Genomic DNA, 13,636 nt, shown 5'->3' with positions numbered 1-13,636 from the left:
CCGTTGGCATTACACAGTACAGGTTATACCTTGCGGAAAACCAAAGAACCGTTAGTACCACCGAAGCCAAAGGAGTTACACAGGGTGTATTCCATATCTTTTACCTGCCGAGCGTCATGCGGAACAAAGTCCAAATCACAACCTTCATCTGGATTATCCAGATTGATAGTTGCAGGAATGGCCTGATCTCGCAGAGCTAACACAGTAAAGATAGACTCGACTGCACCTGCTGCACCTAACAAATGCCCAGTCATGGATTTGGTGGAACTGACCATCACTTTATAGGCATCTTCACCAAATACAGACTTAACTGCCTGCGTTTCGGCTTTATCGCCAGCAGGAGTTGATGTGCCATGGGCATTGATATAGCCGATTTGCGATGTGCTCACACCCGCGTCACGTAATGCATTTACCATTGCCAGAGCTGCGCCAGAACCATCTTCCGGTGGCGAGGTCATGTGATAAGCATCGCTGCTCATACCGAACCCAACAACTTCAGCATAGATTTTTGCACCACGTTTTTTCGCGTGTTCGTACTCTTCCAGCACCATCATACCTGCGCCATCACCCAGCACGAAACCGTCACGGTCTTTATCCCAAGGGCGACTTGCCGCCTGTGGATTCTCGTTGCGAGTCGATAATGCGCGAGCAGCACCAAAACCGCCGACACCGAGTGGCGTACTGGCCTTTTCAGCCCCACCCGCCACCATAACATCAGCATCATTGTAAGCAATGATACGAGCTGCGTGACCGATGTTGTGCACACCAGAAGTACATGCCGTGGCAATAGAGATGCTTGGCCCACGCAGACCATACATAATGGTCAGATGGCCGGCAATCATGTTAACAATGGTTGAAGGCACGAAGAATGGGCTGATTTTGCGTGGCCCACCGTTCACCAGCGAGGTGTGGTTTTCTTCAATCAGACCCAAGCCACCAATACCGGAACCAATCGCGGCACCGATACGTGAAGCATTGGCTTCTGTTACTTCAAGCCCGGAGTCTTGCATAGCTTGCATGCCCGCAGCGACACCGTACTGTATGAAAGCATCCATTTTGCGTGCATCTTTACGCGAAATGTACTCTTCACAATTAAAATCTTTTACTAAGCCAGCAAATCGCGTTGCATAGGCACTAGTATCGAAATGGTCGATCAGGCTGATGCCACTCTGCCCGGCAAGAACAGCTTTCCATGTGGATTCGACTGTATTACCGACAGGAGACAACATGCCCAGTCCAGTCACAACAACTCGACGCTTAGACACGGTTGTCCTCCAAGGAGGGAAAATAACACTTAGGACAAAAAAAACTTAGGCGGTCGAGTGACCGCCTAACTATCTAAACTTAAAGCATGTACGCTTACTGCTGGTTAGCGTTGATAAAATCAATAGCTGCCTGAACAGTAGTGATTTTCTCTGCTTCTTCGTCTGGAATCTCAGTATCAAATTCTTCTTCCAGAGCCATTACCAGCTCAACGGTGTCCAGAGAATCCGCGCCAAGATCTTCAACGAAAGAAGCGCTGTTCTTCACTTCGTCTTCTTTAACACCCAGTTGTTCAACGATGATTTTCTTAACGCGTTCTTCGATAGTGCTCATACTCTTAAATTTCCTATCAAAACTCGCTTTCGCGATGGTTTTCGTAGTGTATAAAATGTTGAAAAAGATGCAACTAAATCTAGGCTGGTCAAACCACGATTTTACGCTATTTTGCGGTTTTCACCTCAAATAACGCAAATACTTTCGTGATTTTTAAATCATATACATGCCGCCATTGACATGTAATGTTTCACCAGAGATGTAGCTGGCCTCGTCAGAGGCTAAAAATGCAACAGCGCTGGCGATTTCTTTTGCTTGCCCAAGCCGGTTAGCTGGAACCTGGGCTAAAATGCCTGCGCGTTGATCATCTGTCAACGCCGTCGTCATGTCCGTCTCAATAAAGCCAGGTGCCACAACGTTGACAGTAATGCCACGTGAAGCAACCTCACGCGCCAAAGACTTGCTAAAACCAATCAGACCCGCTTTAGCTGCCGCGTAGTTAACCTGCCCTGCATTGCCCATTGTCCCAACTACAGACCCAATGGTGATGATACGCCCAAACCGCTTTTTCATCATAGCGCGCATTACCGCTTTTGACAGGCGGAATACGGAAGTCAGATCAGTGTCAATAATATCTTGCCACTCTTCATCCTTCATACGCATCAGCAGGTTATCACGCGTAATACCTGCATTATTCACTAAAATGTCGACTTCTCCAAATTCCGCACGAATCGTTGCCAAAACTGACTCGATTGACGCGGGATCTACGACATTCAGCATTAAACCTTTGCCCTGCTCACCCAGATAGGCGCTAATTGCTTCTGCGCCCTTTTCACTGGTCGCCGTACCAATAACACGGGCACCACGTTCAGCCAATAATTCTGCAATCGCACGGCCGATACCGCGGCTAGCGCCAGTTACCAGCGCAATTTTTCCTTCGAAGCTCATGTTACCCTCTTTCTTAGTTTTCAAGCGCGTTGGTCAGTGTGGCAACATCGTTTACGGGTGCCGCAGCTAACGTATCAACAATACGCTTGGTTAAGCCAGTCAAGACTTTACCTGGCCCAACCTCTAACAGCAGCTCAACGCCTTCTGCTGCGATAAATTCAACACTTTCAGTCCAACGTACCGGGTTATACAACTGACGCACCAGCGCGCTACGGATAGCCTCTGGAGACACTTCAATTTTCACATCGACGTTGTTCACTACCGGGAATAACGGTGCTTGGAATTCAATATTTTCCAGTGCAACAGCCAACTTATCGGCTGCAGGTTTCATCAGCGCGCAATGAGATGGCACACTGACCGGTAAAGGCAATGCGCGTTTTGCACCAGCAGCTTTACAAGCAGCACCCGCACGTTCTACTGCCTCTTTATTACCGGCAATCACAACCTGACCTGGTGAGTTAAAGTTGACCGGAGACACAACTTGCCCTTGCGCGGATTCTTCACACGCTTTAGCAATAGACTCGTTATCGAGGCCAATAATGGCATACATTGCGCCCGTACCTTCAGGTACAGCTTCCTGCATGAGCTTGCCACGTAACTCAACCAGACTAACTGCCTGTTTGAAATCCAGAACGCCTGCACATACCAGCGCTGAATATTCACCCAAACTATGGCCTGCCATCATCGCAGGCAGTTTACCGCCTTGATGTTGCCAAACACGCCAGATAGCGACGGATGCAGTCAGCAAGGCTGGCTGTGTCTGCCAGGTTTTATTCAATTCTTCAACTGGGCCTTGTTGCACCAATTGCCAGAGTGAGTAACCCAGAACCGAGGAGGCTTCATTGAAGGTCTCTTCTACAATCGGGAATTGCGCAGCTAAATCAGCCAGCATGCCAAGGGATTGAGAACCCTGGCCTGGAAAAACAAAAGCAAATTTTGACATTCTACTTTCCTGTTAAACCAAAATAGGTTTTGTTAAATCAAAAACGAACCAGCGCAGAGCCCCAGGTAAAGCCGCCGCCAAACGCTTCCAGCAGCACTAACTGCCCACGTTGAATACGCCCATCTCTTACCGCTTCGTCTAACGCCGCAGGTACAGATGCCGCAGAGGTGTTGCCATGGCGATCAAGTGTGATCACCACTTTATCCATCCCCATGCCTAATTTTTTAGCCGTTGCGCTGATAATACGCAGATTAGCCTGATGCGGCACCAGCCAATCTAGCGCCGAGCGATCCAGATTATTGGCCTGCAATGTCTCGTCCACGATGTGGGCAAGTTCCGTCACCGCAACTTTAAACACTTCATTACCCGCCATCGTGACATAGGCTGGTTGGTCTTGCTGTTGGCGATCCTGATACGGTAACGCCAGCAATTCGCCATAACGACCATCAGCATGCAAATGGGTCGAAATAATCCCCTGCTCTTCAGATGCGCCCAATACGACTGCACCCGCCCCATCACCAAACAGAATAATTGTGCCACGGTCTTCTGGATTCAGCGCACGGGAAAGCACATCTGAGCCAATGACGATTGCATGCTTAACCGCACCATTTTTAACGTACTGATCAGCAACACTCAGTGCGTAGGTAAAACCGGCACAAGCTGCAGCTAAATCAAAAGAAGCTGCATCTTTTATGCCCAGCATTTGCTGCACCTGACAAGCCGAGCTTGGGAAAGCATGACTTGAAGAGGTGGTCGCAACGATAATCAACCCGATATCGTTCTTATCAATACCGGCCATTTCCAGCGCTTTTTCAGCTGCGTGGAAACCCATGGTAGCAACGGTTTCATCCAAGCCAGCAATACGACGCTCACGAATACCTGTCCGAGTCACAATCCACTCGTCTGAGGTATCCACCATTTTTTCTAAATCAGCATTACTGCGCACTTGTACGGGCAGATAACTCCCCGTACCGAGAATCTTAGTATACATGTACGATCAGTCACTCTTGGGTAATACCGCTTCAAGGCGCGCGGCAATCCGCTGAGGGACTTGCCGCTGCACCGCCTGCACAGCCTGTTCGATTGCGACGGCAAATGCACGTTGATTTGCCGCGCCGTGGCTCTTGATTACGATGCCCCGTAATCCTAACAGACATGCGCCATTATACTGGTCGGGGTTCAAATGACCGAACCGCTTCGCCACGCGTTTTTGCAGCCAACGCCCAATGAGTTTAAGCCACCAGGATTGTTTACCGCCATCGCCCGATGATTTGAGCAATGACAAGAACATTCTTATCACACCTTCCATGGTCTTTAGAGTGACGTTACCCACGAAGCCGTCACAAACCATGACGTCAGTTTTGCCAGTCAGCAAATCATTGCCTTCCAGATAACCAATATAGTTGATCGCCGGTGTATTTTTTAATACTGCGGCGGCTTCGCGGATATTATCCAGCCCCTTGGTTTCCTCTTCACCGATATTCAGCAAAGCAACACGGGGGTTTGTTATCCCAACAACTTCTTCTGCCATCACCGAACCCATGACGGCAAATTGCACCAACATCGTGCTATCACATTCAACGTTGGCCCCTAAATCCAGTACCACAGTCTTACTGCGTTGCTGATTTGGGATAACGGTCATCAACGCTGGGCGCTCTATTCCATCTAGTGGCTTGATCATCAACTTCGCCAACCCCATCAGTGCTCCGGTATTTCCTGCGCTGACACAGGCTGCGGCATCACCGTTTTTAACCAGCTCCAATGCTATACGCATGGACGTACCACGGCTGGCACGAATAGCTTGTGAAGGTTTAGCATCGCTAGCAATAACATGCTCAGCGGGGATTACCTGTAACCTTTCCAGCAACAAAGGATCGGCATTAACAAGTAACGGAGTGATGGTGTCGGGGTTCCCGACCAGCAGGAGTTTAAGCTTTGGATTAGAGGCCAGTGCCTGCAATGAAGCAGGCACTGTGACGCAGGGACCGAAGTCCCCACCCATTGCATCTAACACTAGGGTTAGACAAGTCAAGGTATCGCCTTGCTAAAGATTAGCAAGTACTACTCAGCCGATAACCTTGCGGCCGCGGTAGAAACCGTCGGCTGTGATGTGGTGACGCAGGTGAGTTTCACCGGAAGTTTTGTCCACAGACAGAGTGGCAGTGGTCAGCGCATCGTGTGAACGGCGCATGCCACGTTTGGAACGAGTTGGTTTGTTCTGTTGTACGGCCATTGACCTTACTCCTTAATTACTTTCTTTAAACTGGCTAATACGGCAAATGGATTAGGTTTCTCCGCCTCTTCAGGCAGTTTGCCAAATACCATGTCCGCCTCGGACACTTCACAGTGTTCAGAATCATGTACCGGAACGACAGGCAGTGAAAGAATAATTTCGTCTTCAATCATTGCCAGCAGATCAACTTCGCCAAATTCGTCGACTTCGATCGGCTCGTACGCTTCCGGTAATGCTTCAGCCTGCTCATCATTGACGATCGGGCTAAAACAATACGTTGTATGAACATGGTGTGCAAACGTGTTACCACAGCGCTGACACATCAACGTTACATCGACGTCCGCATGACCTGTAATAACCGCCAGACGCTGATTATCGATATTAAACGATAATGAGGCCACGACATCGCTGTCCACACTGACCACTGAGTCGGCTACACGTGTAACCTGCTCAGGTGAATAGATACCTGCGTAATCTAAACGTTTCTGAGCGGTACGAACCGCATCAATGGTTAGGGGTAATTTTACCTTTTGCATAGGGCGCGCATATTAACTTTGTAACGACATAGAGTCAAAGAAAAAGGCCATTTTACCGCACCTTTCACCAATATTCGCTTCCGAAGCGGAACACAGTTTAAAATGCCTGATTAAATTACGCTACGATTTATGGAAAATATTATGCAGCAACTGGTTCTTGCCTCAACCTCATCATACCGTCGTGCACTACTTGAAAAGCTGCAATTACCCTTTATTGCTGATGCACCGCAGACCGATGAAACGCCATTGCCGGCAGAAGCTGCTAGTGATCTGGTACAACGGTTAGCACGAGCAAAAGCCGAGGCACTGGCCACTCGCTACCCACAGCATCTCATTATTGGCTCCGACCAAGTCTGCGTAATCAATGGGAACATCGTTGGAAAACCGCACAATCATGCCAACGCAGTAGCGCAATTAGCACAAGCCAGTGGTCAATGCGTCACTTTTTATACTGGGCTGGCGCTGCTAAATACGGCAACAAAGACCCATGATTGCCTTTGCGAAACATTTGATGTTTATTTCCGCACGCTAAGTAAAGAAGAAATAGAAAATTATTTAGTGCGGGAACAGCCGTGGAATTGTGCGGGCAGTTTTAAAAGTGAAGGTTTGGGTATTACATTATTTGACAGGTTATCAGGCCGCGACCCAAATACACTCATCGGCCTGCCATTAATCGCCCTCACCCAAATGTTAATCGAGCAAGGGGTGAATCCATTACTTTTGAAATAAAAGCGTTACACTGCCGCTTTCTTACGCAAAACCTGCAAACAATGGCGTAGCTGATTATCTAATGGGGCTTCGATACGCATGGTTTCACCCGTGTTCGGGTGTTCAAAACGTAAGGCCGCGGCATGCAGGAACAAACGATGTAATCCCGTTCCTTGTAACAGCTGGTCAAACTCGCGATCTCCGTAGCGATCATCGAAAGCAATAGGGTGACCGGCATGCAGTGCGTGAACACGAATCTGGTGCGTTCGCCCCGTAATCGGGCTGGCTTTAACCAGAGTTGCGTGCTCAAAGCGCTCTTCAATTTTAAAGCGCGTTTCTGATGGTTTACCTTCACTGCTGACTTTCACCATGCGCTCGCCACTTTGCATAATATTTTTCAGCAAAGGTGCTTGCACCGCTTTGCAATGGGACTGCCACTGACCCCGTACTAACGCTAAATAATCTTTCTGCATCCCTTTCAGTCGCAGCTGCTCATGCAAAGAACGCAATGCCGAACGTTTTTTGGCAACCAACAAGACGCCGGAAGTATCACGGTCAAGGCGATGCACCAACTCGAGGAAACGCGCTTCAGGTCGCAGCGCCCGCAACGCTTCAATAACACCAAAACTCAAACCACTGCCGCCATGCACCGCAGTGCCTGAAGGTTTATTCAGCACTAACAGATAATCATCTTCAAATAAAATACACTCGGCCAGCGCTGCAACTTTATCAAGTTTAGCTGATACCTGAACCTCTTCACGTTCTGCAACACGTACCGGTGGCACGCGTACCACATCACCGTCAGCCAATTTATATTCTGGCTTAATACGCCCTTTATTGACGCGAACCTCACCTTTGCGAACGATTCGGTAGATCATACTCTTTGGCACACCTTTCAATTTAGTGAGCAAAAAGTTATCGATCCGCTGACCGGCTTCGTCGGCAGAAATGGTGATTAATTGTACTGCTGGATTATTCGTTTTCATGGGGCGCGATTCTAAATACACCGAGGAATTAGCGCCACCCCTTTTTATGTGCTTAACTGTCAATCTGGCTATTTAAAGATAACGTTTGCGTGCATTTATTGTTTAATAAGACAACGATAGCCGCCAACACTGTGAAAACAGTAAAAGAATCTTTACGTAGACAGCTAAAGTCATCTTGCTATATCAGTGTCAGCAATGGAATAATGTGATTAATTCTGCGTTGATTCTCGTTAGACCAAGAGACTTGTGGAATAATAAAACTTTGCCTGATCACACAAAAACGCAGCAATGGCGTAAGACGTAATGTGAAATCAAGCAATTAGCGGGCTGCGGGTTGCAGCTTGGCCGGCAAATGGGTAAGGCTCTGTTGTCTTATATTCAGAAGCTACCCTTTATATAAAAGCGCTGTTTTTCAGAAAGAAACACAGGCTTACCGAAATAATGCGCCCCTATGCAGGCGACAACCGTGAGGTTGACGACTTTGCTAGAAGACTCGGGGCCATCGGTCTACCCGGCCATGAGGTTATTTTGCCCGCAGTTCTAATGACAATGTAAAAATAACGAGTAAGTTAAAGATGAAAAGAATGTTGATTAACGCAACTCAGCAAGAAGAGTTGCGTGTTGCCCTTGTAGATGGACAGCGGCTGTATGATTTGGATATTGAAAGCCCAGGTCATGAACAGAAAAAAGCGAATATTTACAAAGGCAAAATCACCCGAATCGAACCCAGTCTGGAAGCCGCTTTTGTTGATTACGGCGCTGAACGACATGGTTTCCTCCCATTAAAAGAAATTTCTCGCGAATATTTCCCTAGTAATTATTCCTCTCATGGCCGCCCGAACATCAAAGATGTCCTGCGGGAAGGCCAAGAAGTTATTGTTCAGGTTGATAAAGAAGAACGCGGTAATAAAGGTGCCGCACTAACGACGTTTATCAGTCTGGCCGGTAGTTATTTAGTTCTGATGCCAAACAACCCACGTGCCGGTGGTATTTCACGCCGTATCGAAGGTGATGACCGTACTGAACTGAAAGAAGCGCTATCCTCCCTGCAATTACCTGATGGTATGGGTCTGATTGTGCGTACCGCGGGTGTTGGTAAATCTGCTGATGCGCTGCAATGGGACTTATCATTCCGTCTTAAGCACTGGGATGCGATTAAAAAAGCCGCTGAAGGTCGCCCTGCGCCATTCTTGATTCATCAGGAAAGTAACGTGATTGTCCGTGCTTTCCGTGATTATCTGCGCCCAGACATTGGCGAAATCCTGATCGATAACCCTAAAGTTCTCGAACTGGCTAAAGAGCATATTGCAGCACTTGGTCGTCCGGATTTCAGTAGCAAAATCAAATTGTATAGTGGTGAAATTCCATTATTCAGCCACTACCAGATTGAGTCACAGATAGAATCTGCATTCCAACGTGAAGTGCGTCTACCTTCCGGTGGCTCCATCGTTATCGACACCACTGAAGCCTTGACCGCGATTGATATCAACTCCGCGCGAGCAACTCGTGGTGGTGATATCGAAGAAACCGCGTTCAATACTAACCTTGAAGCCGCTGATGAAATTGCCCGTCAGTTACGTTTACGTGACTTGGGTGGTTTGATTGTCATCGACTTTATCGATATGACACCGGTGCGCCATCAGCGTGAAGTCGAAAACCGCTTACGTGATGCCGTTCGCCAAGACCGGGCGCGTATTCAAATTGGTCGTATTTCTCGCTTCGGTTTACTGGAGATGTCCCGCCAGCGCCTCAGCCCATCACTGGGCGAGTCAAGCCACCATGTGTGCCCACGCTGTAGCGGTACAGGGACTGTACGTGACAACGAATCCCTGTCACTTTCTATTCTGCGTTTGATTGAAGAAGAAGCGCTGAAAGAAAACACCCATGAAGTTCACGCGATTGTGCCGGTACAGATTGCCTCGTACTTGTTGAACGAGAAACGTGAATCCGTTAATGCTATCGAAAAACGCCAAGGTGGTGTGCGTGCGGTGATCGTACCAAACGATCAGATGCAAACGCCGCATTACTCGGTGCTCCGTGTACGTAAAGGTGAAGAGGTTCCTTCCCTCAGTTACTTGCTGCCACAACTGCATGAAGCAGAAATGGCACAGCCACTGGAAGAAGCCACCATTGAGCGCAAACGCCCAGAACAACCTGCGTTGGCGACATTCTCTCTGCCGACTGAAGTGCCGCCAGAAACAGCACCTGCTGCGGCGGTTAAGCCAACAGTTGCCCCGCAAACCGCGACACCAACGACAACGGCTCAACCCGGCTTCTTTAGCCGCCTGTTCAGTGGTCTGAAAAGTATTTTCGGCGGTTCTGAAGAAGTGGAAGTTAAGCCGGTTGAAGTTGAAAAAACTGAAACTAACGAAAATCGTCGTAACGATCGTCGTAATCCTCGTCGCCAGAACAATGGCCGTAAAGATCGCAATGACCGCACTCCACGTGAAGGTCGCGATAATAATGGTCGTGATAACAGCACCCGTGATAACTCTAACTCTGGCCGTGACAATACCAATCGCGAAGGCCGTGAAGATCAACGCCGGAACAAGCGCCCGACTCAGCAAGCAGCTGCGCCACAAGCGCAATCTGATGTTGTTGACGCGGATAAAGCGCAGCGTGAAGAGCAGCCGCAACGTCGTGGCGATCGCCAGCGTCGTCGTCAAGATGATAAACGCCAGGCACCACAGGATGTTAAAGCTAAGGTTGATGCAGCACCAGTCAGTGTTGTAGAAGAAGCGCAACCAGAGCAAGAAGAACGTCAACAGGTCATGCAACGCCGTCAACGTCGCCAGTTGAATCAGAAAGTACGTATTCAATCTGCCAATGATGAGCTGAATGTCTTGGAAAATCCTGCCAGCGAACCGGCGGTTAACATTGCCGTTCCAGTAGTGCAGGAAGAAGTGAAATTATTACCGCAGGCCAGCAGTGTTCAGGCTGATGAGGACGCAACGAATGACCGTAATGCCAGCAATGAAAATGGCATGCCACGTCGCTCTCGTCGTTCACCTCGCCACCTGCGCGTCAGTGGTCAGCGCCGTCGTCGCTATCGTGATGAGCGTTATCCAACACAATCTGCCATGCCTCTGGCCGGTGCTTTTGCCTCTCCAGAAATGGCATCAGGCAAAGTGTGGGTGCGTTATCCGGTGGCTCAACCGATGGAACAAGCCTTTGTGGAAAATCCGGTTGAAGAGCAACTGCCAGTAAACGTTGATCACGAGCAAGAAGTGGCTGTCGTCGCTGAAGCACCTGCCGCCGTTGTTGCAGCGCCGCTGATTGCTGCCCCTGTTGTTGCACCGGTTGTTACGGTGGCTGAAGTGCCGGCACCGACACCAGCACCACAGCATAGGCCTGGTGGTTCTTCATCTTCAGCTGCAGCCGTTCCTGGCCGTGCGCCAGTGATTGCTCCGACACCTGTTGTTATCACCGAACCGGCGGTAGAGCCAGTAGCGCAAGCCATTGCGGTTGAAGATACTATTGCTACAGAAACTGTCGCTGAAACAGTGGCTCCGGTTGCCGATATTGCACCTGAGGCTGAAACCGCCGTCACCGTTGAACCAGCGCCTACCGCTGTCGAATCTGTGGCCGATGACGTTACTGAGGCTGTCGAAGACGCTGTAACTGAAGAGACTGTCGTTGAAAATACAACGCTTGAAGAAGGCGTAGTTGAAGAGACCACAGTTGAAGAGCCAGTCATCACTCCTGCTGCTGAAGAAAACACGGTTGAAGAAGCACCGGCAATCACTGAAGCTGTCGTTGAAGAAACGACCGTGGCTGAACCTGTTGCTGCACCTCAACAACCGATAGTTGCTCATCCTGAAGGCGTAGTATTCAAACACTATGCTTCAGCACCAATGACTAAAGCACCAGCACCTGATTATGCTCCTGCAGCACCAAGTCAAGGCCATTGGGAACGCCCAGCCTTTGATTTCGCAGGTAAAGGTTCTGCCGGTGGTCATGCTGCAGCTACTCAGGCAACGGCTCCAGCAACAAAACCGCAATCGGTCGAATAATAGCGATATTGTTCACCCCCTAAAGTGCAAAAACCCGCCATATGGCGGGTTTTTTATTTCGTATTTATCAGGCAATCTGCTTAACTTTTTTTATATCAAGGCTTTCCAGCTTGCCCTCTATCGATTTAACAAACTCCTTAAAATGCTCAGTTTTATTGTGTTTTTCCAATGCATCATCAGATGCCCAGCGCTCGAAAAACACAAAAGAACCCTGCTGATCACTTTCAGCATGGAGATCATATTGCAGATTCCCCTTTTCCTCACGGCTTGGTTCTATCACTTGATGAACTGCCGCTTTAACTTCAGCGATAAATTCTGGTTTTGCCACTAAGCTGGCGATGACACGGACTTCCATAGTTATTCTCCCATGTTATACATTCAATCAGCACATTTGCATGCTAATCAATCGCTCACCCTATCGGGCAATTTTATCCCGAGCCTCTCTATAAGATGCCCTTTTTGCATTGTTTTCAACTTAACCCTAACAATCAGATGCATCCTGAGCACTTTCCGCTTATCCTTAGACCCCGCCAGTAACAGCATAAAAATCCCAATACCTCATCATGACTGCGGAGCTAGTTGAATGACTGCACAACCTAACATCCTGAAAATTCGCCGCCCAGATGACTGGCATATTCACTTGCGTGATGACGAAATGCTCAGTACCGTGCTCCCCTATACTTCCGAGGTATTCGCTCGCGCCATCGTGATGCCCAATCTGACGCCACCGATTACGACAGTTGAGAGCGCGATTGCTTACCGGGAACGTATTTTGGCGGCAACACCTAAAGGCCATAAATTCACGCCTTTGATGACGTGCTATTTAACCAATACACTGGATGTCAACGAACTAACTCGTGGTTTTGCCGAAGGCGTATTTACTGCCGCCAAACTATACCCCGCCAATGCCACCACTAACTCAACTCACGGTGTATCAGACATTCCAGCCATTTATCCTCTGTTTGAACAAATGCAGAAGATAGGTATGCCACTATTAATTCACGGTGAAGTCACAGACGCCGCCGTCGATATCTTTGATCGTGAAGCTCGCTTTATTGATCAAATTCTGGAACCGATTCGTCGCCATTTCCCAGAACTGAAAATTGTCTTTGAACATATTACGACCAAAGACGCGGCTGAGTATGTGTTGGCAGGCAATCGTTTCCTTGGGGCGACAATTACCCCACAGCATCTGATGTTTAACCGTAACCATATGCTGGTCGGTGGCATCCGCCCTCACCTATTTTGCCTACCAATACTGAAACGCAGTACTCATCAGGAAGCTTTGCGCCAAGCAGTCGCTAGCGGGTCTGACCGTTTCTTCCTTGGTACAGACTCAGCCCCTCATGCCAAACATCGCAAAGAGTCATCATGCGGCTGTGCTGGCGTCTTCAACGCACCATCTGCACTCCCTGCTTACGCAACGGTGTTTGAAGAGATGAAAGCATTACAGCATCTGGAAGCATTCTGTTCCTTAAATGGTCCACACTTCTATAACTTGCCTGTTAACGAAGACTTCGTTGAGCTAGTCCGGGCTCCGTTCCAACAGCCAGAAGACATCCCATTAGGAAATGAATCTGTTATTCCTTTCCTTGCGGGCCAAACCATCAATTGGTCTGTTAAAGCGTGATAACACACTGTAGAGAAGCCTTTTCTCTACAGTCAAAACTTTTTCTCTCGTCTAGTTGCGGCCTGAATATTTATACTGTATAAATAAACAGTATAAATATTCG

The 13,636-nt window shown here is 48.6% G+C and carries 13 protein-coding genes; 3 read left to right on the top strand and 10 right to left on the bottom strand.

Translation table 11 applies throughout. The features are described 5' to 3' along the window. Positions 1 to 23: 23 nt before the first annotated feature. The 8 genes from fabF to yceD form a co-directional block, all read right to left on the bottom strand. A complete protein-coding gene (gene fabF, locus ACIOG0_RS08960) occupies positions 24 to 1,265 on the bottom strand; it encodes a beta-ketoacyl-ACP synthase II (protein WP_072086455.1) in 1,242 nt (413 codons plus the stop codon). Positions 1,266 to 1,359: 94 nt separating this feature from the next. Continuing rightward, positions 1,360 to 1,596 carry an acyl carrier protein gene (gene acpP, locus ACIOG0_RS08955; RefSeq protein ID WP_002220787.1) on the bottom strand — a complete coding sequence of 79 codons (237 nt, stop codon included), beginning with the start codon at positions 1,594 to 1,596 and terminating at the stop codon, positions 1,360 to 1,362. A gap of 153 nt (positions 1,597 to 1,749) precedes the next feature. Further along, complete coding sequence (gene fabG / locus ACIOG0_RS08950) at positions 1,750 to 2,484, bottom strand: 3-oxoacyl-ACP reductase FabG (protein ID WP_004713222.1); 735 nt, start codon at positions 2,482 to 2,484, stop codon at positions 1,750 to 1,752. 13 nt (positions 2,485 to 2,497) lie between these two features. Continuing rightward, positions 2,498 to 3,427 (bottom strand): ACP S-malonyltransferase, encoded by a 930-nt coding sequence (gene fabD / locus ACIOG0_RS08945; RefSeq protein ID WP_050139674.1) that lies wholly within the window; start codon positions 3,425 to 3,427, stop codon positions 2,498 to 2,500. Positions 3,428 to 3,464: 37 nt separating this feature from the next. Further along, the gene (locus tag ACIOG0_RS08940) at positions 3,465 to 4,418 is read right to left on the bottom strand and encodes a beta-ketoacyl-ACP synthase III (RefSeq protein ID WP_050097208.1); all 954 of its coding nucleotides are present in this window, start codon (positions 4,416 to 4,418) and stop codon (positions 3,465 to 3,467) included. Between the two features lie 6 nt (positions 4,419 to 4,424). Then, a complete protein-coding gene (gene plsX / locus ACIOG0_RS08935; RefSeq protein WP_072086454.1) occupies positions 4,425 to 5,459 on the bottom strand; it encodes a phosphate acyltransferase PlsX in 1,035 nt (344 codons plus the stop codon). 33 nt (positions 5,460 to 5,492) lie between these two features. Further along, positions 5,493 to 5,660 (bottom strand): 50S ribosomal protein L32, encoded by a 168-nt coding sequence (rpmF, locus tag ACIOG0_RS08930; protein ID WP_002210931.1) that lies wholly within the window; start codon positions 5,658 to 5,660, stop codon positions 5,493 to 5,495. Positions 5,661 to 5,665: 5 nt separating this feature from the next. Then, on the bottom strand, positions 5,666 to 6,196 hold the full coding sequence (gene yceD, locus ACIOG0_RS08925) for a 23S rRNA accumulation protein YceD (protein ID WP_004709643.1): 531 nt from the start codon (positions 6,194 to 6,196) through the stop codon (positions 5,666 to 5,668). A 141-nt stretch (positions 6,197 to 6,337) separates the two neighbouring features. Here yceD and ACIOG0_RS08920 point away from each other — a divergent pair, with 141 nt between their 5' ends. Further along, a complete protein-coding gene (locus ACIOG0_RS08920; protein WP_050097207.1) occupies positions 6,338 to 6,925 on the top strand; it encodes a nucleoside triphosphate pyrophosphatase in 588 nt (195 codons plus the stop codon). Between the two features lie 5 nt (positions 6,926 to 6,930). Here the strand turns inward: ACIOG0_RS08920 and rluC are convergent, their stop codons facing one another. Beyond that, a complete protein-coding gene (gene rluC, locus ACIOG0_RS08915) occupies positions 6,931 to 7,890 on the bottom strand; it encodes a 23S rRNA pseudouridine(955/2504/2580) synthase RluC (protein ID WP_050097206.1) in 960 nt (319 codons plus the stop codon). A 575-nt stretch (positions 7,891 to 8,465) separates the two neighbouring features. Here rluC and rne point away from each other — a divergent pair. After that, entirely contained in the window at positions 8,466 to 11,903 is a 3,438-nt protein-coding gene (rne, locus tag ACIOG0_RS08910) for a ribonuclease E (protein ID WP_128450854.1), read from the top strand. A gap of 67 nt (positions 11,904 to 11,970) precedes the next feature. Here the strand turns inward: rne and ACIOG0_RS08905 are convergent, their stop codons facing one another. Then, positions 11,971 to 12,258 (bottom strand): putative quinol monooxygenase, encoded by a 288-nt coding sequence (locus tag ACIOG0_RS08905; protein WP_050097204.1) that lies wholly within the window; start codon positions 12,256 to 12,258, stop codon positions 11,971 to 11,973. 228 nt (positions 12,259 to 12,486) lie between these two features. Here ACIOG0_RS08905 and pyrC point away from each other — a divergent pair, with 228 nt between their 5' ends. Beyond that, positions 12,487 to 13,533, top strand: coding sequence for a dihydroorotase (gene pyrC, locus ACIOG0_RS08900; RefSeq protein WP_050097203.1), 1,047 nt, complete (start codon positions 12,487 to 12,489; stop codon positions 13,531 to 13,533). Positions 13,534 to 13,636 lie beyond the last annotated feature (103 nt).

Origin of the sequence: Yersinia vastinensis, from assembly GCF_044905075.1 — a bacterium.
Taxonomy (GTDB): Bacteria; Pseudomonadota; Gammaproteobacteria; order Enterobacterales; family Enterobacteriaceae; genus Yersinia; species Yersinia vastinensis.
This window is presented reverse-complemented; position numbering and strand designations above follow the sequence as displayed.

Bases quoted from the DNA above. Each gene is read 5' to 3' on its own strand.
- acpP (WP_002220787.1), bottom strand. From the start codon at position 1,596: ATGAGCACTATCGAAGAACGCGTTAAGAAAATCATCGTTGAACAACTG.
- fabG (WP_004713222.1), bottom strand. From the start codon at position 2,484: ATGAGCTTCGAAGGAAAAATTGCGCTGGTAACTGGCGCTAGCCGCGGT.
- fabD (WP_050139674.1), bottom strand. From the start codon at position 3,427: ATGTCAAAATTTGCTTTTGTTTTTCCAGGCCAGGGTTCTCAATCCCTT.
- ACIOG0_RS08940 (WP_050097208.1), bottom strand. From the start codon at position 4,418: ATGTATACTAAGATTCTCGGTACGGGGAGTTATCTGCCCGTACAAGTG.
- rpmF (WP_002210931.1), bottom strand. From the start codon at position 5,660: ATGGCCGTACAACAGAACAAACCAACTCGTTCCAAACGTGGCATGCGC.
- yceD (WP_004709643.1), bottom strand. From the start codon at position 6,196: ATGCAAAAGGTAAAATTACCCCTAACCATTGATGCGGTTCGTACCGCT.
- ACIOG0_RS08920 (WP_050097207.1), top strand. From the start codon at position 6,338: ATGCAGCAACTGGTTCTTGCCTCAACCTCATCATACCGTCGTGCACTA.
- rluC (WP_050097206.1), bottom strand. From the start codon at position 7,890: ATGAAAACGAATAATCCAGCAGTACAATTAATCACCATTTCTGCCGAC.
- rne (WP_128450854.1), top strand. From the start codon at position 8,466: ATGAAAAGAATGTTGATTAACGCAACTCAGCAAGAAGAGTTGCGTGTT.
- ACIOG0_RS08905 (WP_050097204.1), bottom strand. From the start codon at position 12,258: ATGGAAGTCCGTGTCATCGCCAGCTTAGTGGCAAAACCAGAATTTATC.
- pyrC (WP_050097203.1), top strand. From the start codon at position 12,487: ATGACTGCACAACCTAACATCCTGAAAATTCGCCGCCCAGATGACTGG.